Annotated in this window: 22 protein-coding genes; 6 read left to right on the top strand and 16 right to left on the bottom strand. The window is 72.7% G+C overall.

The annotated features are described in order from the left end of the window. The first annotated feature begins 55 nt into the window (after positions 1–55). The gene (locus ACLQ2N_RS20200; protein WP_425814877.1) at positions 56–1,951 is read left to right on the top strand and encodes an SMI1/KNR4 family protein; all 1,896 of its coding nucleotides are present in this window, start codon (positions 56–58) and stop codon (positions 1,949–1,951) included. 86 nt (positions 1,952–2,037) lie between these two features. Here the strand turns inward: ACLQ2N_RS20200 and glnA are convergent, their stop codons facing one another. Next, positions 2,038–3,447, bottom strand: a complete 1,410-nt coding sequence (glnA, locus tag ACLQ2N_RS20195) for a type I glutamate--ammonia ligase (RefSeq protein ID WP_402327777.1) — start codon at positions 3,445–3,447, stop codon at positions 2,038–2,040. 297 nt (positions 3,448–3,744) lie between these two features. Between glnA and ACLQ2N_RS20190 the strand changes: the two genes are divergently transcribed. After that, on the top strand, positions 3,745–4,212 hold the full coding sequence (locus ACLQ2N_RS20190) for an RDD family protein (RefSeq protein WP_425814875.1): 468 nt from the start codon (positions 3,745–3,747) through the stop codon (positions 4,210–4,212). An 80-nt stretch (positions 4,213–4,292) separates the two neighbouring features. Here ACLQ2N_RS20190 and ACLQ2N_RS20185 read toward each other — a convergent pair whose 3' ends face one another. The 4 genes from ACLQ2N_RS20185 to lipB all read right to left on the bottom strand — a co-directional run bounded on the left by ACLQ2N_RS20185 (position 4,293) and on the right by lipB (position 7,392). Next, positions 4,293–5,003, bottom strand: a complete 711-nt coding sequence (locus tag ACLQ2N_RS20185; protein WP_143622983.1) for a DUF4191 domain-containing protein — start codon at positions 5,001–5,003, stop codon at positions 4,293–4,295. A gap of 10 nt (positions 5,004–5,013) precedes the next feature. Next, the gene (locus tag ACLQ2N_RS20180; RefSeq protein ID WP_425814873.1) at positions 5,014–5,229 is read right to left on the bottom strand and encodes a hypothetical protein; all 216 of its coding nucleotides are present in this window, start codon (positions 5,227–5,229) and stop codon (positions 5,014–5,016) included. 255 nt (positions 5,230–5,484) lie between these two features. Next, complete coding sequence (gene lipA / locus ACLQ2N_RS20175) at positions 5,485–6,420, bottom strand: lipoyl synthase (RefSeq protein ID WP_143623035.1); 936 nt, start codon at positions 6,418–6,420, stop codon at positions 5,485–5,487. Between the two features lie 159 nt (positions 6,421–6,579). Then, positions 6,580–7,392, bottom strand: a complete 813-nt coding sequence (gene lipB, locus ACLQ2N_RS20170) for a lipoyl(octanoyl) transferase LipB (protein ID WP_425814871.1) — start codon at positions 7,390–7,392, stop codon at positions 6,580–6,582. Positions 7,393–7,721: 329 nt separating this feature from the next. Between lipB and ACLQ2N_RS20165 the strand changes: the two genes are divergently transcribed. After that, positions 7,722–9,299 carry a regulator gene (locus ACLQ2N_RS20165; protein ID WP_425814869.1) on the top strand — a complete coding sequence of 526 codons (1,578 nt, stop codon included), beginning with the start codon at positions 7,722–7,724 and terminating at the stop codon, positions 9,297–9,299. A gap of 27 nt (positions 9,300–9,326) precedes the next feature. Here the strand turns inward: ACLQ2N_RS20165 and ACLQ2N_RS20160 are convergent, their stop codons facing one another. Continuing rightward, the gene (locus ACLQ2N_RS20160; RefSeq protein WP_425814867.1) at positions 9,327–10,673 is read right to left on the bottom strand and encodes an NAD(P)/FAD-dependent oxidoreductase; all 1,347 of its coding nucleotides are present in this window, start codon (positions 10,671–10,673) and stop codon (positions 9,327–9,329) included. Positions 10,674–10,852: 179 nt separating this feature from the next. Next, positions 10,853–11,752, bottom strand: a complete 900-nt coding sequence (locus ACLQ2N_RS20155) for a TIGR01777 family oxidoreductase (protein ID WP_425814865.1) — start codon at positions 11,750–11,752, stop codon at positions 10,853–10,855. A 56-nt stretch (positions 11,753–11,808) separates the two neighbouring features. On the opposite strand from ACLQ2N_RS20155, the gene ACLQ2N_RS20150 reads away from it, so the two are divergent. Then, positions 11,809–12,345 (top strand): GNAT family N-acetyltransferase, encoded by a 537-nt coding sequence (locus ACLQ2N_RS20150; protein WP_425814863.1) that lies wholly within the window; start codon positions 11,809–11,811, stop codon positions 12,343–12,345. 9 nt (positions 12,346–12,354) lie between these two features. Here the strand turns inward: ACLQ2N_RS20150 and ACLQ2N_RS20145 are convergent, their stop codons facing one another. The 7 genes from ACLQ2N_RS20145 to ACLQ2N_RS20115 all read right to left on the bottom strand — a co-directional run bounded on the left by ACLQ2N_RS20145 (position 12,355) and on the right by ACLQ2N_RS20115 (position 22,710). Then, complete coding sequence (locus ACLQ2N_RS20145; RefSeq protein WP_425815048.1) at positions 12,355–12,873, bottom strand: DUF4240 domain-containing protein; 519 nt, start codon at positions 12,871–12,873, stop codon at positions 12,355–12,357. Between the two features lie 60 nt (positions 12,874–12,933). Next, positions 12,934–13,914 carry a helix-turn-helix transcriptional regulator gene (locus ACLQ2N_RS20140; RefSeq protein WP_425814861.1) on the bottom strand — a complete coding sequence of 327 codons (981 nt, stop codon included), beginning with the start codon at positions 13,912–13,914 and terminating at the stop codon, positions 12,934–12,936. A 75-nt stretch (positions 13,915–13,989) separates the two neighbouring features. Further along, positions 13,990–16,659 carry a pyruvate dehydrogenase (acetyl-transferring), homodimeric type gene (gene aceE, locus ACLQ2N_RS20135; RefSeq protein WP_425814859.1) on the bottom strand — a complete coding sequence of 890 codons (2,670 nt, stop codon included), beginning with the start codon at positions 16,657–16,659 and terminating at the stop codon, positions 13,990–13,992. A gap of 256 nt (positions 16,660–16,915) precedes the next feature. After that, positions 16,916–17,539, bottom strand: a complete 624-nt coding sequence (locus ACLQ2N_RS20130) for a GntR family transcriptional regulator (RefSeq protein WP_073965535.1) — start codon at positions 17,537–17,539, stop codon at positions 16,916–16,918. Between the two features lie 131 nt (positions 17,540–17,670). Then, the gene (gene sucB / locus ACLQ2N_RS20125) at positions 17,671–19,452 is read right to left on the bottom strand and encodes a 2-oxoglutarate dehydrogenase, E2 component, dihydrolipoamide succinyltransferase (RefSeq protein ID WP_425814856.1); all 1,782 of its coding nucleotides are present in this window, start codon (positions 19,450–19,452) and stop codon (positions 17,671–17,673) included. 60 nt (positions 19,453–19,512) lie between these two features. Beyond that, a complete protein-coding gene (lpdA, locus tag ACLQ2N_RS20120) occupies positions 19,513–20,901 on the bottom strand; it encodes a dihydrolipoyl dehydrogenase (protein ID WP_177154075.1) in 1,389 nt (462 codons plus the stop codon). A 255-nt stretch (positions 20,902–21,156) separates the two neighbouring features. Next, positions 21,157–22,710 (bottom strand): leucyl aminopeptidase, encoded by a 1,554-nt coding sequence (locus ACLQ2N_RS20115; protein WP_425814854.1) that lies wholly within the window; start codon positions 22,708–22,710, stop codon positions 21,157–21,159. A gap of 229 nt (positions 22,711–22,939) precedes the next feature. On the opposite strand from ACLQ2N_RS20115, the gene ACLQ2N_RS20110 reads away from it, so the two are divergent. Further along, positions 22,940–23,797 (top strand): endo alpha-1,4 polygalactosaminidase, encoded by an 858-nt coding sequence (locus ACLQ2N_RS20110; RefSeq protein ID WP_425814852.1) that lies wholly within the window; start codon positions 22,940–22,942, stop codon positions 23,795–23,797. 9 nt (positions 23,798–23,806) lie between these two features. Here ACLQ2N_RS20110 and ACLQ2N_RS20105 read toward each other — a convergent pair whose 3' ends face one another. Further along, entirely contained in the window at positions 23,807–24,586 is a 780-nt protein-coding gene (locus tag ACLQ2N_RS20105) for an adenosylcobinamide-GDP ribazoletransferase (RefSeq protein WP_425814850.1), read from the bottom strand. A gap of 87 nt (positions 24,587–24,673) precedes the next feature. Here ACLQ2N_RS20105 and ACLQ2N_RS20100 point away from each other — a divergent pair, with 87 nt between their 5' ends. Then, positions 24,674–25,435, top strand: coding sequence for a hypothetical protein (locus tag ACLQ2N_RS20100; protein ID WP_425814848.1), 762 nt, complete (start codon positions 24,674–24,676; stop codon positions 25,433–25,435). On the opposite strand, the gene ACLQ2N_RS20095 is transcribed toward ACLQ2N_RS20100, so the two are convergent. Beyond that, complete coding sequence (locus ACLQ2N_RS20095; protein WP_425814846.1) at positions 25,378–26,088, bottom strand: hypothetical protein; 711 nt, start codon at positions 26,086–26,088, stop codon at positions 25,378–25,380. The two genes, ACLQ2N_RS20100 and ACLQ2N_RS20095, sit on opposite strands and share 58 nt — an antisense overlap. Positions 26,089–26,121: the final 33 nt, after the last annotated feature.

Below are 26,121 nucleotides of genomic sequence, written 5' to 3'. Positions count from 1 at the left end.
CCGCCCGAACTGGCGTGGCGGCGTCGTTGTCGGTGCCGGATGAAACCATCCGGTCATGAGCAGAGGATCTCTTGACTGGCACGAATTCCTGGGGCGTTGGCAGGACGAGTGGACCCCGGCCGAAGACGAGGACGACGAGGAGGCGGGCGGGCAGGCGCCGCGCCCGCTAGGCGTACAGGGGGCGACCGAGGTTGTGATCGCCGCCGCCGAGGCCCGCCTCGGACAGCGGCTTCCGTCCTCGTACCGGGCGTTCCTGGCCGTGAGCAACGGATGGCAGGTGGACCAGACCGCCGGGATCTACCGGCTCGGCGGCGCCGAAGACATCGAGTGGTTCGGGGACCCCTTCGGTATGACCCCGGTGTACGAGGAGAACCTCGGCGAGAACCCACGCCCCGAGGACGTCCTGATGGCCGGAATGTGGACCCGCGCCCTGCGCCTGGAGACCGACTCCGACATGTCGTACGCCCTCCTCGACCCGGGCGACACTGACGAGGACGGCGAATGGGCCCTGTACGTCTACAAGGGCTGGGGCGGTGAGTACCCGGAGCGCTACGCCTCGTTCCGCGCGTTCATGGAGGACATGTACCGGCACTTCCACAGCGACCGCGCCGCACAGCCCGGCTTCGTGAACGCGACCACGCGCGCCCAGGACGCCGGTGTCGAGGAGGCCAGGCGGCTGGCCCTGCGCGGACGGTACGAGGAGGCCGTGCCGCTGCTGGAGGACGCGCAGTCCTTCGGCCGGCCGCACAGCCGTGTGCTGCTCCAGCAGATCCGGCAGTTCCTCGCCCCGAGCGGCCACCAGGACTACGGCATGCTGGTCGGCGACCCCCGCTACCTGTCCGAGTTCCTGCCCGTGCAGGCCCTGGAGCCCGGCCGCGACACCTGGCGGCTGGGCGGGGACAACCGCTGGCTCGGGATGATCACCGCACGGGGCGTCCCCCGCGAGACGGCCGAGGCCCTCCTCGGCGCCGTCCGGGACGGCAGCCACCGTTACGCACCCGACGGCGCCTGGGGCCGGGCCGTCGCCCGGGCCCGGGACGAGGCCCGCTGGGGTGCGACGGACTCCGCCTGGCGCACGCTGCGCGCCGGCCTCCCGGAGTGGGAGACCACCGGTCCCTCGCTGATCGCCCCGGTCGGCCTGGTCGCCGACCCGTACCTCGGCCCGCTGCTCACCCCGGAGCGCGGCGCCGAACTCCTCGCCACCCCCCGCTCCGGCGAGCGCGGCCCCGCCCCCGCCCCCGTGCCGGACCTCGACCCGCCCGGCCTCCTCTGGCTCACCGAGCCCGACACCTACCGGCCGTCCTTCTCCGGCTACCGCTGCATCTGGGTGGAGGACGTGTCCCCGGACCGCCTGCCCGCACTCCTCGGCGCGGAGGGCGCCACTCTCGGCGCCCCCATGAACGTCCGCATGACCGCGTACCACCGACGCGACCGACAGGGGCTCGACGACGCCGAGCCGTGGGAAAGCCGGGCCACGGTGAGCGTCGGCCGCACCGCCGAGGGCTGGGCCTTCGCCTTCGACGGTGAGTCCCACCTGCCGGGCGACCGCCTTGCTCCGCCCTCCGCGGCCGCCTCAGCCACCGGCAGGGCGGTCGTGGTCTGGAACGACCCGCGACGCGAGGACCCCGATCCCGCCCGCTCCGCCTTCCACCTCTCCGTCGCCGAACAGGGGCGCGAGCTCTACGCGTTCACCGTCCGGGGCGCCGGGATCCAGCGCTTCGGATCGATACCCGAGGCCCTGGACCCCGACCGGCTCATCCGCCCCGAGGACACCCCCCTCGCCAACGAACGCCGCTTCCTGACCGCCCTCCACACCGAACTGAACCTCTCCCTGCCCCGCTTCGCCCTCTCCCGCGGCGCCCTCCACAGCTTCCCCACCCGCTCCTGGACCCGCGCACCGCGCCCGGGGGAGAGCTACGCGTACCTGAGCATCCACCGGCACCGACCCTGAGCCCCTGGGCCCGCACGGAAACGGGCCGGGCCCACCCCTCCGTCAAGGAGGAGCGGGCCCGGCCCGGCGTGTGCGCGACCCGCGATCTACAGGTCGAAGTACAGCTCGAACTCGTGCGGGTGCGGGCGCAGCTGGATCGGGGCGATCTCGTGCGTGCGCTTGTAGTCGATCCACGTCTCGATCAGGTCGGACGTGAAGACGCCGCCGGCCTGGAGGTACTCGTTGTCGGCCTCGAGGGCGTCCAGGACGGCCGGGAGGGACGTCGGGACCTGCTGGACGTTGGCGTGCTCCTCGGGAGCCAGCTCGTACAGGTCCTTGTCGATCGGCTCGGCCGGCTCGATCTTGTTCTTGATGCCGTCCAGGCCGGCCATCAGGAGCGCCGAGAAGGCCAGGTACGGGTTGGACGACGGGTCCGGGGCGCGGAACTCGACGCGCTTGGCCTTCGGGTTGGAGCCTGTGATCGGGATGCGCATCGCGGCGGAGCGGTTGCGCTGCGAGTACACCATGTTGACCGGGGCCTCGAAGCCCGGGACCAGGCGGTGGTAGGAGTTCACCGTCGGGTTGGTGAAGGCCAGCAGCGACGGGGCGTGCTTGAGGATGCCGCCGATGTAGTAGCGCGCCATGTCCGACAGGCCCGCGTAGCCCTGCTCGTCGTAGAACAGCGGGTCGCCGCCTGCCCACAGGGACTGGTGGACGTGCATGCCCGAGCCGTTGTCGCCGAAGATCGGCTTCGGCATGAAGGTCGCGGTCTTGCCGTTGCGCCAGGCGACGTTCTTCACGATGTACTTGAAGAGCATCAGGTCGTCGGCCGCGGCGAGCAGCGTGTTGAACTTGTAGTTGATCTCCGCCTGGCCGCCGGTGCCGACCTCGTGGTGCTGGCGCTCGATCTGCAGGCCGCTGTTCTGGAGCTCCAGGGACATCTCGGCGCGCAGGTCCGCGAAGTGGTCGACCGGGGAGACCGGGAAGTAGCCGCCCTTGTAGCGGACCTTGTAACCGCGGTTGTTCTCGACCGCACCGGTGTTCCAGGCGCCGGCCTCGGAGTCGATGTGGTAGAAGCTCTCGTTCGCCGACGTCTGGAAGCGCACGTTGTCGAAGACGTAGAACTCGGCCTCGGGACCGAAGTACGCGGTGTCGGCGAAGCCGGTCGAGGCGAGGTACGCCTCCGCCTTCTTGGCCACGTTGCGCGGGTCACGGCTGTACTGCTCGCCGGTGATCGGGTCGTGGATGAAGAAGTTGATGTTGACGGTCTTGTCACGGCGGAAGGGGTCGACCCGGGCGGTCGACAGGTCCGCGCGGAGCGCCATGTCGGACTCGTGGATGGCCTGGAAGCCGCGGATCGACGAGCCGTCGAAGGCAAGCTCGTCGGCCGGGTTGAAGGTCGCCGCCGGCACGGTGACGTGCTGCATCACACCGGGCAGGTCACAGAACCGGACATCGATGAACTTGACGTCGTTGTCGGCGATGAACTTCTTCGCGTCGTCGGCGTTCTGGAACATCCAACTCCTCCTACTCCCGGCCCGGGAGGGACGGGGTTGCAGCTCGTTGTGTGACCAGTGCGGTGGCACACGCTGGACCCGACCATAGGCAGACCGGATTTCTCAAGCATGACCCATTTGTTTCGCCGAAGTTAACCGGCGCGAGCGCGGGGAGCGGTCGCACGGGTCCCGGACCGCCCCTTTGGCGTGGTCCTACGGGGCTCCCGGCCGTATCAAAGTACCGTCCGAGGAGTGGGACGACGTGTGGGACGGCACCCGCCGGGGAAGGCCTGCGGCCCGGCGCAGTACCGTGGTCGGGTGGACAATAGGCAAGCAATCGGATCGTGGCTCTCCGGGCCGCGTGCGGCCGCCGAGGACATGGGCGCCGACTTCGGCTACCGGGGCAAGCGGCTCGGCCTCCCCGAGCAGGGCCCCGGGGCGATCGCCCCGCTCGGCCGGCGCTTCGGGGCCCTCTTCATCGACTGGGCCCTGTGCATGCTGATCGCATACGGACTGTTCGCTCGCGGTGACCAGCAGGCGTCCGGGAACTGGGCGCTCGGCATCTTCCTCGTGATGAGCGTGCTCACCGTCGGCACGATCGGCTGCACCCCCGGCAAGCGCCTCGTGGGCACCCGGGTCGTCGCCGAGGACGGCGGCCGCCTCGGCCTCCTCCGGGTCCTGATCCGCAGCGTCCTGCTCTGCCTGGCGATCCCGGCCCTCGTCTGGGACCGCGACGGCCGCGGCCTCCACGACCGCCTGGCCCGCGCGGTCCAGATCCGCGTCTGAGGCGTAGGAAACGCAAAGAGGGCGGGCGGTGAACCCCAGGGTTCACCGCCCGCCCTCCGCGTTCTCCGGACGAGGTCCGGTCAGCGCATCTTGCCGCCGCGAGGCATCCGCGTGCCTTTCGGCATAGGCCCCTTCGGGAGTGGCATGTTGCTCATCAGGTCCCCCATCGCGCGGAGCCGGTCGTTGGCGGCCGTCACCTGGGGGCCGGTCAGGACGCGGGGCATCTTCAGCATCTTGGTGCGGACCTTCTTCAGGGGCACCTGGCCCTCGCCGTTGCCGACGATGATGTCGTGGACGGGGACGTCCACCACGATGCGGGCCATCTTCTTCTTCTCGGCCGCGAGCAGGCTCTTCACCCGGTTCGGGTTGCCCTCGGCGACCAGCACGATGCCCGCCTTGCCGACGGCGCGGTGCACGACGTCCTGGTTGCGGTTCATCGCGACCGCCGGGGTCGTCGTCCAGCCGCGGCCCACCCGGTCCAGCACCGCCGCCGCCGCGCCCGGCTGGCCCTCCATCTGCCCGAAGGCGGCGCGCTCGGCGCGGCGTCCGAAGACGATCGCCATCGCGAGGAGCGCGAGCACGAAGCCCAGGATGCCCAGATAGATCGGGTGATCGATCAGAAAACCGATCGCGAGGATGACACCGAAGGTGACGATTCCCACACCCGCGACCACAAGACCGATCTTGGAGTCGGTCCGCTTGGTCATCTTGTAGGTCAGAGCGATCTGCTTGAGCCGCCCCGCGTTCTCGGCGCTGTCCGCGCCTTCAGTGGTGTTTGCCTTCCTCGCCATGCAATGAAGTTTACGTGGCCTTCGAACGGCGGGCGGCCACGGCCTCCCGTTCCGGCACGTAGCCGGACGCGGCCCGGTCCTTGGCCCGGCGGCGGTCCTCCAGGACGGCCGTCCAGGCGTTGCGGCGGGCGGTGCGCTGGCCGCTGCCCAGCAGCAGCGACTCCACGGCGCGGAGGGTGTTGGTGACGGTCGGGATGACGGTGGCGCGTACCGGCGCGGCCTGCATCGTGGCAAGTCCCCTCGGAAACGATGTACGTGTGCTGCGCGGACTGGAGACGGGGCGCGGGAACGGCGGTGGCGGTGTGCGCCACCGCGCCGCGCGTGCATCCAGCGTCACCGTTCGGTGTTACCAGCGCGTGACCGGTCGGTCAAACACCAATGAAACCTCGATACCGGCCCGGCGCACGCCGACGCGGTCCGTCCGCGCCCCCGGGCCTCTCGGGCCTGCGGGACGGGACGGACCGCGTCGGGCGGGTGCGGGTTACGCGGACGGCACCGGGGCCTGGGCCTCGCGCCGGTCCATCGCCTGCTGGAAGAGGCGGCCCGCGCGGTACGAGGAGCGGACGAGCGGTCCGGACATGACGCCGGAGTACCCGATCGCGTCGGCCTCGTCCTTGAGCTCCACGAACTCGTGGGGCTTCACCCAGCGCTCGACCGGGTGGTGGCGCACCGAGGGCCGCAGGTACTGCGTGATCGTGATGAGCTCGCAGCCCGCGTCGTACAGGTCCTGGAGCGCCTCGCTGACCTCTTCGCGGGTCTCGCCCATGCCGAGGATCAGGTTCGACTTGGTCACCAGGCCGGCCTCGCGGGCGCGGGTGATGACCTCCAGGGACCGCTCGTAGCGGAAGCCGGGGCGGATGCGCTTGAAGATGCGCGGCACCGTCTCGACGTTGTGCGCGAGTACCTCGGGGCGCGCGGAGAAGACCTCCGCGAGCTGGGCGGGCTCGGCGTTGAAGTCGGGGATCAGCAGCTCGACCTTGGTGCGGCCGGCTGCCCGGTCCGCCGTCTGCGCGTGGATCTGGCGCACGGTCTCCGCGTACAGCCAGGCGCCGCCGTCCTCCAGGTCGTCGCGGGCGACGCCGGTGATGGTGGCGTAGTTGAGGTCCATCGTGACGACGGACTCGCCGACGCGGCGGGGTTCGTCCCGGTCCAGGGCCTGCGGCTTGCCCGTGTCGATCTGGCAGAAGTCACAGCGCCGGGTGCACTGGTCACCGCCGATGAGGAACGTGGCCTCGCGGTCCTCCCAGCACTCGAAGATGTTGGGGCAGCCGGCCTCCTGGCACACCGTGTGCAGCCCCTCGCTCTTGACGAGTTTCTGCAGCTGGTTGTACTCGGGGCCCATCTTCGCCCGGGTCTTGATCCACTCGGGCTTGCGCTCGATGGGGGTCTGGCTGTTCCGGACCTCAAGGCGCAGCATCTTGCGCCCGTCGGGTGCGACAGACACTCCGGCACTCCCCTTTGCTTTCACTGCATTGGATTCTTCGGCGAACACCAGGGTACGCCCGTGGTTCATTCGGTTGTACGTCTGCCCAACCTGGGGCAGGCAGGGCCTATTCCCGGAAGCGTGTTCCGTGGGTCACGCGGTGGCCACGGCGTCGGCGGTGCGCTCGATCGTACGGGGGGCGAGCTCGGCGTTCTCCAGGATGTCCCGCAGGTGCTTCTCGACGACCGGAAGGACCTCGGCGATGGTGATGTCGCGGCCCAGTTCGTAGCTGAGGGAGGTGACGCCGGCGTCCCGGATGCCGCAGGGCACGATGCGGTCGAACCAGGTGTTGTCGGGGTTCACGTTGAACGAGAAGCCGTGCATGGTGACGCCCTTGGCGACGCGGATGCCGATCGCGGCGAGCTTGCGGTCCTCGCGGCGCTGTCCGGCGTTGGAGGGGGCGTACTGCGGACCGTTGAGCCGGGGGTCGAACTCCTCGTCCGCCAGGCGCGGGTCGAAGTCGAGGGTGAGGCCGCCGAGAGCGGGGCGCTGTTCGACCGGGTCGCCCAGGACCCAGACGCCGCTGCGGCCCTCCACCCGGCTGGTCTCGACGCCGAACTCGGCGGCCGTGCGGATCAGCGCCTCCTCCAGACGGCGCACATGGGCGACGACGTCCACGGGGCGCGGGAGTTTCTGGATCGGGTAGCCGACGAGCTGGCCGGGGCCGTGCCAGGTGATCTTGCCGCCGCGGTCCACGTCGATGACGGGGGTGCCGTCGAGGGGGCGCTCGCTGTCCTGCGTGCGCCGGCCCGCGGTGTAGACGGGCGGGTGTTCCAGGAGCAGGCAGGTGTCCGGGACGGTGTCCTCGAACCGTGCCGCGTGCACCTCGCGCTGCTTCTGCCACGCCTCCTGGTAGTCGACGGCGTTCTCGCCGAATCCCATGCGGACGAACCGGAGCTCACTCACGGCAGCAGCCTTTCTCCTCGCGGTGCCGTGGGCCCGGGGGTTTCCCGGAACCGCGTCACCCTGCACGAATCGCGCTCAGAGCCTTTCGTCCGGATCAGGCCGGGCTCGCGGGCTCCCTGATCCGGCCTGATCCGCACGAAAGGCCCCAGTCACTGTACGACCGGCGTCGGCGCGTGAGCCGGGCAGGTCTTCCCGTCAGCGCCGCCCACAATCCTCACACGATCGGATGAATGTGGAGCGAAGGGCGCTGAGGCCGCCCCGCAGGCAGTTAAATTCGCGCCGTTCGTCAGAGGGCTGCCCGGCCCCGAAGGCAGGAGACCCTACAGCTGATGTCCGAACGACCTCCGCAGCGCACGCCCAACCGCCGGCTCGCCTCGCTCATCACCGAGGCCGGGTTCTCCAACGCCGGCCTTGCCCGCCGGGTGGACCAGCTCGGCCTCGAACACGGACTCGACCTGCGGTACGACAAGACCTCCGTGACCCGCTGGCTGCGCGGCCAGCAGCCGCGGGGCACCACCCCCGCGCTGATCGCCGAGGTCTTCACCCGGCGCCTCGGCCGCCGGCTCTCCGCGCAGGACCTCGGGCTCGACGCCTGCGCCCCGGTCTACGCGGGCCTGGAGTTCGCCGCCACGCCCGCCGAGGCGGTCGACATCGTCAGCGGGCTCTGGCGCAAGGACTCCGGCAGCCACACCGAGCTGCGGAAAATCGCGTTCACCCCGGCCGGTCTCGTCGTGCCCAGCCGGGACTGGCTGATCGGCCGGGCCGATGAATGGGTCGGCCGCCCGGCGCCCGGCGGGGCCAGGTCCGCAGCGGTGCGGGCGGCCGGCGCCCAGCTGTCCGCCGGGGCCCTGACCGCCGTGCCCGAGCAGAGCGGGCGGCACGGCGTGCGGGGGCCGGTGCCGTCGCGGCCCGGCGGGGTGCCCGCACCGCCCGGCGCCCCGGCCGGCGGCGCGACGGCCGGGCCCGGAGTGCCCCGGCAGCGGCAGACCGAGCGGGGCTCGGGGCTGCGGGTCGGCGAGGGGGACGTCGCGGCGCTGCGCTCGGTGGCCGAGCTCTTCCGTACGCTCGACGACGCCTACGGCGGCGGGCACGCCCGGCAGGCCCTCGTGCGGTACCTGGAGCACGAGACGGAGCCGATGCTGCGCGGCACGTACGGGGAGGCGACCGGGCGGCGGCTGTTCGCGGCCGCCGCCGACCTGACCAGGCTGGCCGGCTGGACCTCGTACGACATCGCGGCGCACGGGCTCGCCCAGCGCTACTACGTCCAGGCGCTGCGGCTCTCCCAGGCGGCCGGCGACCGGGCGTACGGCAGCTACGTGCTGATCACCATGAGCCGCCAGGCGGTCTATCTCGCCCACGGCAGGGAGGCGGTCCAGCTGGCCCGGGTGGCGCAGCAGGGCATCGGCTCGTCCGCGCCGCACACCGTCATGGCCCTGCTGCACGCGGTGGAGGCGCGCGGGCACGCGGTGCTCGGGGACTCCAAGGCGTGCACGGCCTCGCTCGCCCGGGCGGAACGCGCGCTGGAGTCGGCCCGCCCCGGTGACGAGGTGCCGCACTGGGCGCGCCACTTCGACGAGGCGCAGCTCGCCGACGAGTTCGGGCACTGCCACCGCGACCTCCAGCAGTACCGGTCGGCCGCCCAGTACGCGGAGCGCGCGCTCCAGCTGCGCGCCCCCGCGTACGCCCGGAGCAGGCTGTTCTGCCGGGTGGTGCTGGCGTCCGCCCGGCTGGGCCTGGGGGAGCTGGACCAGGCGTGCCGGCTGGGCGCGGAGGCCGCCCAGCAGGCGGCCGAGATGCGGTCGGTGCGGGCCACGGAGTACGTGCGGGACTTCGAACGGCGGCTGGAGCCCTACCGGGACGCCGCCGCCGTGCGCGGCTACCGGGAGCGGGTCGCCGCGCTGGGCTGAGCCGTCAGGACCTGGGGCCGTCTCGTCTCAGGCTGCCTCGGGGAGCGCGGGGCTGTCCCCGGCGGCCGGGTGGATGCCGAGGTCGTGGAGGATCGACGCGGCGGCGCGGGCGCCCGAGGCCAGGGCGCCCTGGACGGTGCCGGTGTCGCGGTGGTCGCCGCACACGTAGAGCCCGGCGAGGACCCGGACCGGGCGGTGCGGGTCGTGCGGGGCGGGCATCGCGGGGACGGCCTCCGGGTCGTGGTGGGCGGCCAGCAGCTCCCAGTCGTCGGTGGGCACGCCGTAGAGCCCGGCGAGATGGGCGCGGACGGTGCGGTCCAGGTCGTCGGGCGGGGTGCCGAGGACCGTGGAGCTGATCAGGGTCCGCCCGTGCGGGGCGCGGGCCGGGTCGACCGCGCTCATCACGGCGGTGTGGGACACGGGTCCCGCACGGTCGGCGTCCAGGACGAGCGAGGCGCCGGTGGGCGGGGGAGCGGGCGCGGTGTGGTGGAGCACCGTCACGGGGTGGAAGGACGGCAGGCGCAGGCCCGGCAGCAGCTCGGCGGCGGCGCTCGCTCCGGTGGCCACCAGCAGGGAGCGACAGCCCAGCTCGCCGTGCTCCTTGGTGCGTACGGAGGTGATGTCGGCGGAGGTGACGTGCACCCCGGTGCGTACGGTCCCCGGCGGCAGGGAAGCGGCGAGGAGCGCCGGCAGCGTACCCGCCCCGCCCTCGGGCACACACAGCCGTCCGCTCGCGTACGTCCGCAGGGCGAGGTCGGCGCACCGGCTGGACGTGGTGAGGTCGGGGTCGCTGAGGAGTGCGGTGAGCAGCGGGCGTACGAAGCCGTCGAGCGTACGGGAGGAGAGCCGGCCGGCCAGGGCGTCGAGCGCGGGGCGTTCGGGCCGGGCGAGGACGCGGGCCGGCGGCGTGGCGGCGAGACGGGCCAGGGCCACGCCGAGCCGGGCGTGGTCGATCGCGCCGCCCATGACCCCGGTGAGGGCGCCCGCGCGCGGCGGCCGGGGGGCGTGCGCGAGGGCGCGCGCCGCCTTGAGCGCGCCCCGTGCGCCGCGTGCGCCCGGTACGCGGGGGGTCTCGCCGGTCCGGTGGCGGCGGCCTTCGCTGTGGACGAGGACCCCGGGGTCGAAGGGGCGCAGGACGAGTCCGTCGAGCCCCGGAGTGGTGCGGAGCTCCGGATACGCGGTGTTGAGCAGCGGGCCGACGCGGTCGAGGCGGAACCCGTCCACCTCGTCGGTGGCCATCCGGCCGCCGACGCCGGGGCCGGCCTCCAGGACGCTGACACTGACCCCGGCGCTGGTCAGTCGGTGGGCCGCCGACAGGCCGGCGATCCCGGCCCCGATGATGACGACGTCCGCGTGGTGTGCCGTGCTGAGCACGTGCCCTCCCCGGTTCGGCGCAAGTGGTGGGGGGCTCATGCCCTCAACCGCCCACCGGAATGCGTGAGTTCGTCAGGAGGCTAGGAGAGTGGCCCGATCGTGCGCAGTCGCGCGCGGACCGGTGCACCGATGCACGGGGTCGCACGCGCGTCCGAAAAACCGGGCCGTCGCACCGCCCGTCAGCGCAGGGCGGCGCGGATGGCGGCGTCGACGGAGGGGAAGGCGAACGAGAAGCCCGAGCCCAGCAGCCGGGCGGGCAGCACCCGCTGACTGCCCAGCACATCCCCGGCGAACTCGCCCAGGGCGAGCCGCAGGGCCGGTGCGGGCGCCGTGAAGAGGGTCGGGCGCCGCAGGACCCGCCCCATCGCGGCGGTCACCTCGGCGTTGGTGACGGGCGTCGGGGCGGTCAGGTTCACCGCGCCGGACAGCTCCGGGGTGTCCAGGATGTGCCGCAGCGCCGCGATGTGGTCGTGCAGCGCGATGAAGCTCCAGTACTGCCGCCCGTCGCCCATCCGGCCACCAAGACCCGCCCGGAACAGCGGGAAGAGCCGCCCCCAGGCACCGCCCTCCCGCGCGACCACCAGGCCGGTGCGGGCGTGCACCGTACGCACCCCCGCCTCCTCGGCCGCCGCCGTGGCCTCCTCCCACTCCACGCAGACCGACGGCAGGAACCCGTCCCCGGGCGGCGCCTCCTCGTCGACCGGGCGGTCGCCGGTGTCCCCGTAGAAGCCGATCGCGGAGCCGGACAGCAGCACGGCGGGAGGGGTGTCGAGCGAGGCGACGGCGTCCGCGATCGCGGCGGTGCCCAGCACCCGGCTGTCCCGGATCTCCTTCTTGTACGCCTCGGTCCACCGGTGGTCGCCGACCCCCGCCCCGGCGAGGTGGACGACCGCGTCGCAGCCAACGAGCCCGGCCACGTCCACGTGCCCCCGCTTCGGGTCCCACTCCACCTCGTCGCCGTCCCGGGCCGGGTGGCGCACCAGGCGGACCACCTCGTGTCCGTCGGCCCGCAGCGAGCGCACCAGCGCCGCTCCGATGAGTCCGGTCGATCCGCTGACGGCGATACGGGAGTGCGGCATGGCGTCCATCCTGCCCCACCGGAGCCGCCGTACGCGGCCGTGGCACAGTGGCGGCCATGACCGAATCCGCCGCATCGACAGCCCCTGCCGCGCCCCTCGTCCGGCGCGCCGTTCTCGCGGACGAGTCCGCGCTCGGCGAGCTGGACCGCGCCACCTGGTCGACGCTGCACGCGGTGCAGCCGCGCCCGCAGCCTCCGTACGCGCCGTTCTTCGACGAGCGGCACACCCCCCGGGACATCCTGGTGGCGGAAGCGGTGAACGAGGCGGGGGAGCGGGCTCCGGCCGGCTACATACGCGTGGTGCCGCCGACCCCGCTCGCCTGCAACGCGCACGTCCGGCAGATACAGGGCCTCGCCGTGGCCCACTGGGCGCGCGGCCGGGGCGTCGGACGCGCCCTGGTCCGCGCCGCCTGCGCGGCGGCACGCGACGAGGGGGCGAACCGGATCACCCTGCGCGTCCTCGGCCACAACGCCCCCGCCCGGGCGCTGTACGAGGCGGAGGGCTTCACCGTCGAGGGCGTCCTGCCGGGGGAGTTCTTCCTGAGCGGGCGGTACGTGGACGACGTGATGATGGGCCGCCCGCTCACCCCGTGACGGGCGCGCTCAGCCGCCGAACCGCTCCCAGAGCGCGGGCAGCCGGGCCGCCAGGGCCGCGTCGTCGTCCGGGTCCAGCGGCGTGCCCTCCGGCTCGTCGGGCTGAGGCGGCAGTCCGAGGTCGGGCGCGACGACGCCGGTGAGCTGCTCGTACGCCTCGTCGGCGGCGTACCCCAGCTCCTCGCCGTCGCCGTCCAGCTCCTCGTCGAACGAGTCGAGCAGCTCCGCCAGGCTGTCCGGGTCGTGCACGGCGCCTTCGAAGACCTCCCGCCCCTGCCCGATCAGCCAGCAGCGGAAGTAGTCGAAGGCGTCGTCGTCCGCGCCGCCGAGCAGGACGGCGGCGGCGCCCCACAGGTCCCAGCGGTAGGCGCGGTTGAAGCGGGCCTCGAAGTGCCGGGCGAAGTCCAGCACGGATTCGGGGTCGAGCCGCACCAGCCGTTCGATCAGCAGGTCGGCATGCTCCTCGGGGTCGCCGTCGGCGGCCTCGCGCGTGCTGTCGATCAGCTCCCAGAACCCGGTCTCGTCCATCACGGGTCCAGCATCTGCCCTGGGAGCGGCCGACGCACGCCCAGACGCCCGAAGGAAGCCTCAGAACGTTTCTCCGTACAGCGCGTGCAGGCGGGCGGCGGCCGCCGCGAACCTCTCCCGCAGGGCGGGCGGCTCCAGGACCTCCAACTCCGGTCCGAGGCCCAGCAGCTGGCCGTAGGCGACGTCCAGGGACTCCACCGGCAGGGTGACCGTGACCCGGCCGTCGTCACCGGGCGGGTCGGCCGCCTCCAGCGCCTCCGTGGTGGCCACCCGGTCCAGGACGTGCGGCAGCCGCCGCACGGCCTCCTCCGAGAGCCGCAGCGTCACCTCCGTGCGCAGCAGGGAGCGGGCGAACGCGGCGGACCGCTCTTCCCAGAAGGCGGGCAGGTCGAAACCCTCGTCCCGGACGAAAGGGGTGTCCGAGACGGTGGCGGCGGTGAACCGGTCGATGCGGTAGACCCGGACCTCGTCGCCCGCGCGGGCGCACAGATACCAGACGCCCGCCTTCAGGACGAGCCCGTACGGCGCCAGCTCCCGTTCCACGTCTGTGTCCCGGCCGGCCCGGCGGTAGCGGGCGAGGAGCAGCCGGTCGCGCCACACGGCGTCGGCCACGGCGGGCAGCAGCTCCGGGGTGACGGGCTCCTGGTACCACCCGGGCGCGTCGAGGTGGAAGCGCCGGTCCGCGCCCGCCGGGGCGTCCCGCAGCGCGGGTGTCAGGGCCGCCGAGACCTTCAGCCGGGCGGCCGACGCGGCGTCCGCGAGCCCCATCTCGCGCAGTGCGGAGGGCAGCCCGGACAGGAACAGCGCCTCCGCCTCGTCGCGGGCCAGACCGGTCAGCCCGGTGCGGTACCCGCCGACGAGCCGGTAACCGCCGGCCCGGCCGCGTGCCGCGTACACCGGGACACCGGCCTCGGAGAGGGCCTGCGCGTCCCGCGTGACGGTCCGCTCGGACACCTCCAGCTCCCGGGACAGCTCGGCGGCGGTCATGCCGGGGCGGGCCTGGAGGAGCAGCACCATTCGGATCAGCCGGGCAGCACGCATGCGGCCATTGTGGCCGGAGAAGCGGCCCGTCCGGCCGGAGGACGAAGCCTCCGGCCGGACGGGCCGGGGTCACACTCAGAGACCGTAGCGGTCCCGGGCTTCCTTGACGGCGGTCGCCGGCACCTCGCCGCGACGGGCCAGCTGGGCCAGGGTCGCGACCACCACGGACTGGGCGTCGACGCCGAAGTGGCGGCGGGCCGCGTCACGCGTGTCGGAGAGGCCGAAGCCGTCCGTGCCGAGCGAGGTCCAGTCCTGCTCGACCCACTGGCTGATCTGGTCCGGGACGCCGCGCATCCAGTCGCTGACCGCGACGACCGGGCCCGGAGCGCCCTCCAGCACCTGCGTCACGTACGGCACCCGCTGCTCGCCGTGGAGCAGCGCCTCGTCGCACTCCAGCGCCTCGCGGCGCAGCTCGCCCCAGGAGGTCGCGGACCACACGTCGGCCGTGACACCCCAGTCGGCGGCGAGCAGCTCCTGGGCCTCCAGGGCCCAGTGGATCGCCGTGCCGGAGGCCAGCAGCTGGGCGCGCGGCGCGTCCGCGGCGGCGGGCGTGCCCTCCTTGAAGCGGTACAGGCCCTTGACGATGCCCTCCTCGACGCCTTCCGGCATCGCGGGCTGCGGCTTCGGCTCGTTGTAGACCGTCAGGTAGTAGAAGACGTCCTCGGCGTCGGGGCCGTACATCCGGCGCAGGCCGTCCTTGACGATCACCGCGATCTCGTACGCGAACGCCGGGTCGTAGTTGAGCGACGCCGGGTTCGTGGCGGCGATCAGGTGCGAGTGGCCGTCCGCGTGCTGGAGGCCCTCGCCCGTCAGGGTCGTACGGCCGGCGGTGGCGCCGACGATGAAGCCCTTGCCGAGCTGGTCGGCGAGCTGCCAGAACTGGTCGCCGGTGCGCTGCCAGCCGAACATCGAGTAGAAGATGTAGAACGGGATCATCGTCTCGCCGTGCGTCGCGTACGACGTGGCGGCGGCGATGAAGTCGGCCATGGCGCCGGCCTCGGTGATCCCCTCGTTGAGGATCTGGCCGTCCTTGGCCTCCTTGTAGTACATCAGCTGGTCGCGGTCGACCGGCTCGTACGTCTGGCCCAGCGGCGAGTAGATGCCGGCCGAGGGGAACAGCGACTCCATGCCGAAGGTGCGGGCCTCGTCCGGGACGATCGGCACCCAGCGCTTGCCGGTCTGCTTGTCCCGCATCAGGTCCTTGACCAGGCGGACGAAGGCCATGGTGGTGGCCATCTCCTGCTTGCCGGAGCCCTTCTTGAGCGCGGCGAACGCGCGCTCCTCGGGCTGCGGCAGCGCCACCGCGTGCACCCGGCGGGCCGGGGCGGGGCCGCCGAGGGCGGCGCGGCGCTCCTGGAGGTAGCGGACCTCGGGGGAGTCGGCGCCCGGGTGGCCGTAGGGCACCAGGCCGTCGGCGAAGGCGCTGTCCGGGATCGGGAGGCCGAGCAGCTCGCGCATGCCCTTGAACTCGTCGATCGACAGCTTCTTCATCTGGTGGTTGGCGTTCTTGGACTCGAAGCCCTTGCCGAGCGTGTAGCCCTTCACCGTCTGGGCGAGGATCACGGTCGGCGCGCCCTTGTGCTCGACGGCCGCGCGGTAGGCCGCGTACACCTTGCGGGCCTCGTGGCCGCCGCGCGAGGTGTAGAAGCACTCGGCGATCTTCGCGTCGGTGAGCAGTTTCGCCAGCTCGGCGAGGGCGGGCTCGGCGCCGAAGAAGTGCTCGCGGATGTACGCGACGTCGCGGGTGGCGTATGTCTGGAACTGCGCGTCCGGGACCTCGCGGAGGCGGCGGACCAGCGCGCCCGTGGTGTCGAGCTGGAACAGCTCGTCCCAGGCGTTGCCCCAGAGCGTCTTGATGACGTTCCAGCCGGCGCCCCGGAAGGCGCCCTCCAGCTCCTGCACGACGCGGAAGTTGGCGCGGACCGGACCGTCGAGGCGCTGCAGGTTGCAGTTGATGACGAAGGTCAGGTTGTCGAGCTTCTCGCGGGCCGCCAGCGCGAGGGCGGCGGTCGACTCCGGCTCGTCCATCTCGCCGTCGCCCAGGAAGGCCCAGACGTGCGAGTTCGACGTGTCCTTGATGTTGCGGTTGGCGAGGTAGCGGTTGAAGCGCGCCTGGTAGATCGCCGAGAGCGGGCCGAGGCCCATGGAGACCGTGGGGAACTCCCACAGCCAGGGCAGCCGCCGCGGGTGCGGGTAGGACGGCAGGCCGTTGCCGCCCGCCTCCTGGCGGAAGTTGTCGAGCTGCTGCTCGCTGATCCGGCCGTCGAGGAAGGCGCGGGCGTAGATGCCGGGGGAGGCGTGGCCCTGCACGTACAGCTGGTCGCCGGAGCCGTCCCCCTCCTTGCCGCGGAAGAAGTGGTTGAAGCCGGTCTCGTACAGCCAGGCCGCCGAGGCGAAGGTGGCGATGTGGCCGCCGACGCCGAAGCGCGCGCCGCGGGTGACCATCGCGGCCGCGTTCCAGCGGTTCCACGCGGTGATCTTCGACTCCATCTCCAGGTCACCGGCGAAGTCGGGCTCCGCGGCGGTCGGGATGGAGTTGACGTAGTCGGTCTCCAGCAGCTTGGGCAGCGCGAGACCGGCGCCCTCGGCATGCTGGAGCGAGCGCCGCATCAGGTACGCGGCACGGTGCGGGCCCGCGGCCTTGGTGACGGCATCCAGGGAGGCCGCCCATTCAGCGGTCTCCTCCGGGTCGCGGTCCGGGAGCTGGTCGAGCTCGCTCGGAAGCTTTCCTACGGGGTCGGTCATGATCGCCGCCTTCCGGTGAGGAGGGGGGTGGAGAAAGTCCCTGACTGGCAGGACAGGGCGATGGGGCCGGTGGGCCCGCGAAGTGAACTGTAAGACGCCGATCGATGATCGATCAAAGGATGAACGGCAAAACTTCTCGATATGAAGAAAGTGGCATGCGGTGCCATGAAATGGGGCACCGAGTGACGGGATATACCCGTCAAAACGGGCGCTGACCTGCACAGAAGAGCGGCGGGGGTGACACTTGCGCAGCGCCTCAGGCGCGCGGCGCGCATCCCAGGACGTGCGCCTTGACCAGCGTCCCGATGTCCGGGTCCTTGCGCAGGAACGCGTCGATGAGGGCCTCGTGCTCCTCCGCGTACGACTTCTGGACCGTCCCCAGCCAGCGGATCGACAGGGCCGTGAACACCTCGATGCCCAGGCCCTCCCAGGTGTGCAGCAGCACCGCGTTCCCCGCCGCCCGCACCATCGCGCGGTGGAAGCCGACCGTGTGCCGGACCTGGGCCTCGCCGTCCGCCAGCCGGTCCGCCTCGTACAGGGCCGCCACGTGCGGCGCGAGCAGCGAGCAGTCCTCGCCGAGCCCGGGGGCCGCCAGCTCGGCCGCGATCTGCTCCAGGCCCGCCCGTACGGGGTAGCTCTCCTCCAGGTCCGCCGCGGTGAGGTTGCGGACCCGGACGCCCTTGTTGGGCGCCGACTCGATCAGCCGCAGCGTCTCCAGCTCCCGCAGCGCCTCGCGCACGGGTGTCTGGCTGACCTCCAGCTCGGTGGCGATGCGCCGCTCCACGATCCGCTCGCCCGGCTTCCAGCGCCCGCTGACGATCCCCTCCACGATGTGCTCGCGGATCTGTTCGCGCAGCGAGTGGACGACGGGCGGGGTCATGACGGGCTCCTTCGGACAGACCGGTACGCCTGCACCGGGCACGGTGGCCGGGGCGACCGGTGGTGTCTAGACAATACGGCGGCGCCCCCGCCCGGAAGGGTTCCGGACGGGGGCGCCGATCGTGAGGCTGGTTACAGGCCGAGCTCGACCTCGAACTCGCCGGCCTCCAGGATCGCCTTGACCGCGGTCAGGTAGCGGGCGGCGTCCGCGCCGTCCACCAGACGGTGGTCGTAGGAGAGCGACAGGTAGGTCATGTCGCGGACACCGATCACGGTGCCCTCCTCGGTCTCGATGACCGCGGGACGCTTCACGGTGGCGCCGATGCCCAGGATGGCTGCCTGGTTCGGCGGCACGATGACGGTGTCGAACAGCGCACCGCGCGAGCCGGTGTTGCTGATGGTGAAGGTGGCACCGGACATGTCGTCCGGGGTCAGGCCGCCACCGCGGGCCTTGCCGGCCAGCTCGGCGGTCTTCTTCGAGATACCGGCGATGTTGAGGTCGCCCGCGCCCTTGATGACCGGGGTCATCAGGCCCTTCTCGGCGTCCACGGCGATGCCGATGTTCTCCGAGTCGAAGTACGTGATGGTGCCTTCGTCCTCGTTGATCCGGGCGTTGATGACCGGGTGGGCCTTCAGCGCCTGGGCGGCGGCCTTCACGTAGAACGGCATCGGGGAGAGCTTGACGCCCTCGCGGGCCGCGAAGCCGTCCTTCGCCTTGGCGCGCAGCTTCATCAGCTTGGTGACGTCGACCTCGACGACCGAGGTCAGCTGGGCCTGCGAGTGCAGCGCCTTCATCATGTTGTCGCCGATGACCTTGCGCATGCGGGTCATCTTGACCGTCTGACCGCGCAGCGGGCTGGTCTCCAGCTTCGGCGCCTTGGCGGCGGCCGGGGCCTGGGCGGCGGGCGCCGGGGCAGCGGCGGCGGCCTTGGCGGCCTCCGCGGCGGCGACGACGTCCTGCTTGCGGATGCGGCCACCGACGCCGGTGCCCTTGACCGCGCCCAGGTCGACGCCGTTCTCGGCGGCGAGCTTGCGGACCAGCGGTGTGACGTACGCGCCGTCGTCACCGGAGGTCGCGGCCGGGGCGGCGGCGGGAGCCTGCGCCGGAGCGGCCGGAGCCGGGGCGGGAGCCGCCGGGGCCGGGGCGGGAGCGGCCGGGGCCGGGGCCGGGGCCGGGGCGGCCGGGGCCGGGGCGGGCGCGGCGGGTGTCGGAGCCGGCGCGGGGGCCGGGGCGGCCGGGGCCGGGGCGGCCGGAGCCGGGGCCGGGGCCTGGGCCGGAGCGGCACCGGGCGCGCCGATGACGGCGAGCTTGGCGCCGACCTCGGCGGTCTCGTCCTCGGCGACCACGATCTCCAGCAGCACACCGGCGACCGGGGCGGGGATCTCGGTGTCGACCTTGTCCGTGGAGACCTCGAGCAGCGGCTCGTCCTCCGCGACCTCCTCGCCGACCTCCTTGAGCCAGCGGGTGACGGTGCCCTCGGTGACGCTCTCGCCGAGCGCCGGCAGGGTGACGTCGGTGCCGGAGGCGGAGGAGGCGCCGGTGGTGGCCTCGGCGCTCGGCGCCTCGGCCGGGGCCTGCGTCTCGGTCGACGGCGCGGTCGGGGCCTCGGCGGCGGCCGGGGCGGGGGTCGCGGCCGGCTCTGCGGCCGGAGCGGCCTCGGCGGCCGGGGCGCCCGAGCCGTCGTCGATGACGGCCAGCTCGGCGCCGACCTCGACGGTCTCGTCCTCGGCGACCTTGATGGACGACAGGATGCCGGAGGCGGGGGCGGGGATCTCGGTGTCGACCTTGTCGGTCGAGACCTCGAGCAGCGGCTCGTCGGCCTCGACGCGCTCGCCCTCGGCCTTCAGCCAGCGGGTGACAGTGCCCTCGGTGACGCTCTCGCCGAGCGCCGGAAGGGTTACGGAAACCGACATGGTTTCAGTTGCTCCTTACGAAAATGCGGAAGTGGTCGGTCGTCGCGCCCGGTCGACGGGTCAGTCGTGGGAGTGAAGCGGCTTGCCGGCGAGCGCCAGGTGCGCCTCGCCCATCGCCTCGTTCTGCGTCGGGTGGGCGTGGATGAGCTGCGCGACCTCGGCGGGCAGCGCCTCCCAGTTGTAGATCAGCTGGGCCTCGCCGACCTGCTCGCCCATACGGTCACCGACCATGTGGACGCCGACCACGGCACCGTCCTTGACCTGGACGAGCTTGATCTCACCCGCGGTCTTGAGGATCTTGCTCTTGCCGTTGCCCGCGAGGTTGTACTTCAGCGCGACGACCTTGTCCGCACCGTAGAGCTCCTTGGCCTTGGCCTCGGTGATGCCGACGGAGGCGACCTCGGGGTGGCAGTACGTGACCCGGGGGACACCGTCGTAGTCGATCGGGACGGTCTTGAGACCGGCCAGCCGCTCCGCGACGAGGATGCCCTCGGCGAAGCCGACGTGCGCCAGCTGGAGCGTCGGGACCAGGTCGCCCACGGCGGAGATCGTCTCCACGTTGGTCCGCATGTACTCGTCGACCAGGACGTAGCCGCGGTCCATGGCGACCCCGGCCTCCTCGTAACCGAGGCCCTGCGAGACCGGGCCGCGGCCGATCGCGACCAGCAGCACCTCCGCCTCGAAGGTCTTGCCGTCGGCGAGGGTCACGCGGACGCCGTCCTGCGTGTACTCGGCGCTCTGGAAGAACGTGCCGAGGTTGAACTTGATGCCGCGCTTGCGGAAGGCGCGCTCAAGAAGCTTCGAGCTGTTCTCGTCCTCGACCGGGACGAGGTGCTTCAGGCCCTCGACGATCGTCACGTCGGAGCCGAAGGAGGTCCACGCCGAGGCGAACTCGACGCCGATGACGCCGCCGCCCAGCACGATCGCGGACTTCGGGACGCGGTCCAGCTTCAGCGCGTGGTCCGAGGAGATGATGCGGTTGCCGTCGATCTCCAGGCCCGGCAGCGACTTCGGCACGGAGCCGGTCGCCAGGAGCACGTGGCGGCCCTGGATGCGCTGGCCGTTCACATCCACCGAGGTGGGGGAGGAGAGCCGGCCCTCACCCTCGATGTAGTGCACCTTGCGGGAGGCGACGAGACCCTGCAGGCCCTTGTACAGGCCGGAGATCACGTCGTCCTTGTACTTGTGGACGGCCGCCATGTCGATGCCCTCGAAGGTGGCCTTGACGCCGAACTGCGCGGACTCGCGGGCCTGGTCCGCGATCTCGCCGGCGTGCAGCAGGGCCTTCGTGGGGATGCAGCCGTTGTGCAGGCAGGTGCCGCCGACCTTGCCCTTCTCGATCAGAGCGACGTCCAGGCCCAGCTGCGCTCCGCGCAGGGCCGCGGCGTACCCGCCGCTACCACCGCCGAGGATCACTAGGTCGAAAACGGTGCTGGCGTCGTTCGCCACGTCACGTCCTCCATGCATGTGCGCCGTACGCCGGGCCCCGTCCTCGGGGTGTTACCGGCCGGTCGGCTGGTGTGCGGCCGCTTTGTCTTCGGCCCTGTGGTGGGGGCCCTGTCCTGCCGAGAACCCATCTTCGCACTTGTTGACGGTGGGCGGGACGCGGGGCCCGTGTCCGGGACGGTCGATCGTCCGTCCCGGTGGGAAACACCTACGGCCCCGGACGTATGCCCGGGGCCGTGAAGAGGCGTTTTTGGCCGGTCAGCCGAGGTCGCCGGCGGCGGTGCGCTCCGCCAGCTTCACCAGCGTGCGGACCGCGGAGCCGGTGCCGCCCTTGGGCGTGTAGCCGTACGGGGCGCCCTCGTGGAAGGCGGGGCCCGCGATGTCCAGGTGGGCCCAGGCGATGCCCTCGCCCACGAACTCCTTCAGGAACAGGCCGGCCACCAGGCCGCCGCCCATCCGCTCGCCCATGTTGGCGATGTCGGCGGTCGAGGAGTCCATGCCCTTGCGCAGGTCGGCCGGGAGCGGCATCGGCCAGGACGCCTCGCCGACCTCCTCCGCGATCTCGTGGATCGAGGTACGGAAGGCGTCGTCGTTGGACATGATGCCGAAGGTGCGGTTGCCCAGGGCCAGCACCATCGCGCCGGTCAGGGTCGCCACGTCGACGATCGCGTCCGGGTTCTCCTCCGAGGCGCGGGTCAGCGCGTCGGCCATGACGAGGCGGCCCTCGGCGTCGGTGTTCAGGACCTCGACGGTCTTGCCGCTGTACATGCGCAGGACGTCACCCGGGCGGGTGGCGCTGCCCGACGGCATGTTCTCGGCGAGCGCCAGCCAGCCGGTGACGTTGACGCGCAGGCCCAGGCGGGCGGCCGAGACGACGGTCGCGAACACGGCGGCGGCGCCGGCCATGTCGCACTTCATCGTCTCGTTGTGACCGGCCGGCTTCAGGGAGATGCCGCCCGAGTCGTAGGTGATGCCCTTGCCGACGAGGGCCAGGGTCTTCTCCGCCTTCGGGTGCGTGTAGGCGAGCTTCACCAGGCGCGGGCCGCGCTCCGCGCCCTGGCCGACGCCCAGGATGCCGCCGTAGCCGCCCTTGACGAGCGCCTTCTCGTCGAGCACCTGCACCTTGATGCCGTGCTCCTTGCCGGCGGCGGCGGCCACGGCGGCGAAGGACTCGGGGTAGAGGTCGTTCGGCGGGGTGTTGACCAGGTCGCGGGCGCGGTTGATCTCCTCGGCGAGGGCGATCGCGCGCTCGGCGGCGGCCTTGAACGCCTTGTCGCGCGGCTTGGCGCCGAGCACCGCGACCTCGGCCAGCGCCTGCTTCGCGCCGGCGGGCTTCGCGTCCTTGGGGGCCAGCTTGTTCTCACCGGCCTGGTAGGCGGTGAAGGCGTACGCGCCGAGCAGCGCGCCCTCCGCGACGGCCTCGGCGTCCTCGACGGAACCGATCGGCAGCGCGAAGCCGGCCTTCTTGGAGCCGGCCAGCGAGCGGGCGGCCGCACCGGCGGCCCGGCGCAGCGTCTCGGCGTCGTACGCGCCGTCCTTCTCGGGGGCCTTGCCGAGGCCGGCCGCGAGGACGACGGGGGCCTTCAGGCCCTCCGGGGCGGGGACCTTCGTCAGCTCGCCCTCGGCACCCGAGGCACCCAGGGTCGCCAGGACGGCGGCGAGCTTGCCGCCGAACGCCTTGTCCACGGCCTCGGCGCCCGGTGCGAGGACCAGGTCCCCAGGCTTGGATCCAGCGCCCTTGGCGACGCCCACGACGAGGGCGTCGGCGCGCAGCGTCGCCGCACCGGCAGTGCTGAGAGTGAGAGCAGTCACGGTGGTGAAATCTCGCTTCCGTTGAGTTCTGTTTCGGCCTGCGCTGGTCGGAAGGGGTGGCCGACCGTGCCCGGCGCATCGTAGACGCGGCCGCAATGTGCCGGGAATGAGCCTACGCGCGCCTTTGCTGCCCGCTTACGGCGGCGGGCCGAAGACGGTGCCCGCGGGGTGTGCGGCCGTCGTACGGTGGTGGTCCCGGGAAGATCGTCCCGGTGGACTTGGGGGAACGATGCGCGACCGCACGGCCGCACCGGTGGGCGGGGCGCGCGGCGCTCTCGCCGTCACCGCACTGGCGCTGATCACGTTGCTGGCGGGCTGTTCCCCGGGGGGCGGGAAGGCCCCGGCGGGGAAGGCGGAGGGCTCCGCGCGGCCCTCGCCGGCGCGCTGGCGGCCGGCGCCGGGCACGGACTGGCAGTGGCAGCTGTCCGGGAAGCTCGACACCTCGGTGGACGCCCCGGTGTACGACGTCGACGGCTTCGACCGGACGGCGGCCGAGGTCGCCGCACTGCACCGCAAGGGCCGCAAAGTCATCTGCTACCTGTCCACCGGCGCCTGGGAGGACTTCCGCCCGGACGCGGCCCGCTTCCCCACCGCCGTCCTCGGGAAGGGCAACGGCTGGAAGGGCGAGCGCTGGCTCGACATCCGGCGCACCGAGGTCCTGGAACCGCTGATGGAGACCCGGATCGCGATGTGCGCGAAGAAGGGCTTCGACGCGGTCGAGCCGGACAACATGGACGGCTACCGCAACAGGAGCGGCTTCCCGCTCACCGCCGCCGACCAGCTGCGCTACAACCGCCTGATCGCCCGCCTGGTCCACCGCCACGGCATGTCCGTCGGCCTCAAGAACGACCTGCCGCAGATCCCCGAGCTGGTCGGGGACTTCGACTTCGCCGTCAACGAGCAGTGCGCGCAGTACGAGGAGTGCGAGGAGCTGACCCCGTTCGTGAAGGCGGGCAAGGCGGTCTTCCACGTGGAGTACGAGCTGCCGGCGGCGAAGTTCTGCGCGCGGTCCCGGGCGCTGGGGCTCAGCTCGCTGCGCAAGGAGTACGAGCTCGGCGTCGAGCGGGAGACCTGTGCGGCGGGCTGAGGGGCCGCCTCAGCCCAGCGCCAGGCACACCAGCGTCACCGTCGCCGCCGTCTCCGCCAGCGCCCCGAACACGTCCCCGGTCACCCCGCCGAACCGCCGCACGCAGTGCCGGAGCAGCAGCCCGGCCGCCACCGGCCCGGCCACGGCGGCCAGCGCGTACCGCAGCGCCCCGGAGCCGCCCAGCAGCGCCCCCGCCCCCGCGCACCCGGCCACCACCACGAGCCCCGCCGCCCAGGCGCCGGCCGCCGGGACCGTCCCGGCGACGGCCGCGCCCAGGCCCTCCGGGCGGGCCGCCGGGACGCCGCGCCGGGAGGCCAGGGTGAGCACGAGCCGGGCGACGGCGGCGGAGGCGACGGCCGCCACCGCGCCCTGCGCCCAGCCCTCCGCGTACAGCCGCTGAAGGGCCGCCACCTGGGCCAGCAGTACGAAGAGCAGGGTGATCACGCCGAACGGGCCGATGTCCGACTGCTTCATGATCCGCAGCGCGTCGTCGGCCGGCTTGCCGCTGCCCAGGCCGTCGGCGGTGTCCGCGAGTCCGTCCAGATGGAGGCCCCGGGTGAGCGCGGCGGGCACGGCGGCCGAGGCGACCGCGGCGAGCAGCGGACCCGCCCCGCCCCACAGCAGCAGGCTGCCGGGAACCGCCGCGAGGACGCCGACGGCCAGCCCGGCCACCGGGGCGCACAGCATCCCGGCCCGGGCGGTCTCGCGGTCCCAGCGGGTGACGCGGACGGGGAGCACGGTCAGGGTGCCGAAGGCGAAACGCAGGCCGTGGCTGTTCAGGGAGGTCACGGCGCGCAGGCTAATCGGTGCGGACGGCCGCTAGATTGACCGAATGCCGCGTAACGGGGCACAAGCGGACGAGCGGGAGTGGGTGGCATGGGTCACTGGTTCGATCGCAACGTCGTCGAGCCGGGGAAACTCCCCCTGCTCCTCGCCCTGGCCGCCTTCGTGCTCACCTTCGCGATCACCCGGTTCGTGACCCGGATGATCCGGGCGGGGAAGGGACCGTTCCGCAACATCGCGCCCGGCGGCGTCCACATCCACCACGTGGTGCCCGGCGTGGTGCTGACCGTCGTCGGCGGCTTCGGCGCGGTGGCCGGCGGACGGCACGGGGTCACGGCCGGGATCTGCGCGGTCGTCTTCGGCATGGGCGCGGGCCTGGTGCTGGACGAGTTCGCCCTGATCCTGCACCTGGACGACGTGTACTGGACCGAGGAGGGGCGCCGGAGCGTGGAGGTCGTGGTGCTCACCGCGGCCCTGGTGCTGCTCGTGCTGGGCGGGTTCTCGCCGCTCGGCGTGGACGGCCTGAGCGACGATCAGGAGCAGGGCCGCCTGGGGGCCGTGCTCACCGTCGTCATCAACTTCTGCTTCGTGCTGATCGCCCTCTTCAAGGGCAAGGCACGGATGGCGGTGGTCGGCACACTCGTCCCGTTCGTCGCCCTGATCGGCGCGGTCCGGCTGGCCCGCCCGACCTCACTGTGGGCCAGGCGGTTCTACCGCAACCGGCACCGGGCCCGCTCCCGCTCGGTGCTGCGGGCCTACCACCACGACAGGCGCTGGGCCGGCCCGCGCCGCACGTTTCAGGACCTGATCGGCGGGGCACCGGACCGGGTCCCCCTCCCGCCCTCCAAGCCCTGACCACCCCTCAGCACCGGGGCCGCGCACAGGGCGAGCGCCGCCGCGACGGCCGCCAGGTGTTCCCGGCCCGCCAGGTTGTCCTTGACCACGGTCTCGGCCACCATCGCCGCGATCACCACCGCCCCGGTGATCCTCGCCCGGTACGCGCAGCAGACGCAGACCGCCAGCGCGACGACCGCCGCCGAGGGGCCGGTGTCCACGACACGCGCGTCGGACCCGGGCAGCCCGAGGAAGGCGTCGGGCCCGGCCGCGATACCGATCCGCGCGTACAGCGTCCCGGCCAGGGTCGCCGTGTACGCGATCAGCAGGGTCCGCCGCCGGCCGAGGCAGACCTCCGCGACCCCGAACACCACCAGCATCTGCGCCAGGGCGCCCCACACCGGCAGGTCCAGCGCGGGTACGAACAGTGACAACGGGGTACGCAGCAGCGCCGCCCAGAGCGGATCGTCCGCCCGCACCGCGCCCAGCGTCTGCACCGGGCCGTAGCCCCGGGGCCGGTTCTGCGCCACCTGGAGCAGCGCCGTCAGCACCACCGACGCCAGAGTCAGCGGCACGGCCCGCGGCCCCCGGGCGGCGAGCGGCGCCCGTACGGCCGACCACAGCGGGCCCCACTCCCGGCGGGCAGCCCGGCCCAGGTCCTGACCGAAGGTCACCCCGGGATCATAGGGGGCGTCGCATCGCGCGAG

It is taken from the genome of Streptomyces sp. DT224 (assembly GCF_049844595.1).
In the GTDB taxonomy this organism is placed as follows: Bacteria; Actinomycetota; Actinomycetes; order Streptomycetales; family Streptomycetaceae; genus Streptomyces.
This window is presented reverse-complemented; position numbering and strand designations above follow the sequence as displayed.

What these genes read in the sequence shown, in the direction of transcription:
- ACLQ2N_RS20200 (WP_425814877.1), top strand. Translation starts at nt 56, where the DNA reads ATGAGCAGAGGATCTCTTGACTGGCACGAATTCCTGGGGCGTTGGCAG.
- glnA (WP_402327777.1), bottom strand. Translation starts at nt 3,447, where the DNA reads ATGTTCCAGAACGCCGACGACGCGAAGAAGTTCATCGCCGACAACGAC.
- ACLQ2N_RS20185 (WP_143622983.1), bottom strand. Translation starts at nt 5,003, where the DNA reads ATGGCGAGGAAGGCAAACACCACTGAAGGCGCGGACAGCGCCGAGAAC.
- ACLQ2N_RS20180 (WP_425814873.1), bottom strand. Translation starts at nt 5,229, where the DNA reads ATGCAGGCCGCGCCGGTACGCGCCACCGTCATCCCGACCGTCACCAAC.
- lipA (WP_143623035.1), bottom strand. Translation starts at nt 6,420, where the DNA reads ATGCTGCGCCTTGAGGTCCGGAACAGCCAGACCCCCATCGAGCGCAAG.
- ACLQ2N_RS20165 (WP_425814869.1), top strand. Translation starts at nt 7,722, where the DNA reads ATGTCCGAACGACCTCCGCAGCGCACGCCCAACCGCCGGCTCGCCTCG.
- ACLQ2N_RS20155 (WP_425814865.1), bottom strand. Translation starts at nt 11,752, where the DNA reads ATGCCGCACTCCCGTATCGCCGTCAGCGGATCGACCGGACTCATCGGA.
- ACLQ2N_RS20150 (WP_425814863.1), top strand. Translation starts at nt 11,809, where the DNA reads ATGACCGAATCCGCCGCATCGACAGCCCCTGCCGCGCCCCTCGTCCGG.
- ACLQ2N_RS20145 (WP_425815048.1), bottom strand. Translation starts at nt 12,873, where the DNA reads ATGGACGAGACCGGGTTCTGGGAGCTGATCGACAGCACGCGCGAGGCC.
- ACLQ2N_RS20140 (WP_425814861.1), bottom strand. Translation starts at nt 13,914, where the DNA reads ATGCGTGCTGCCCGGCTGATCCGAATGGTGCTGCTCCTCCAGGCCCGC.
- aceE (WP_425814859.1), bottom strand. Translation starts at nt 16,659, where the DNA reads ATGACCGACCCCGTAGGAAAGCTTCCGAGCGAGCTCGACCAGCTCCCG.
- ACLQ2N_RS20130 (WP_073965535.1), bottom strand. Translation starts at nt 17,539, where the DNA reads ATGACCCCGCCCGTCGTCCACTCGCTGCGCGAACAGATCCGCGAGCAC.
- sucB (WP_425814856.1), bottom strand. Translation starts at nt 19,452, where the DNA reads ATGTCGGTTTCCGTAACCCTTCCGGCGCTCGGCGAGAGCGTCACCGAG.
- ACLQ2N_RS20110 (WP_425814852.1), top strand. Translation starts at nt 22,940, where the DNA reads ATGCGCGACCGCACGGCCGCACCGGTGGGCGGGGCGCGCGGCGCTCTC.
- ACLQ2N_RS20100 (WP_425814848.1), top strand. Translation starts at nt 24,674, where the DNA reads ATGGGTCACTGGTTCGATCGCAACGTCGTCGAGCCGGGGAAACTCCCC.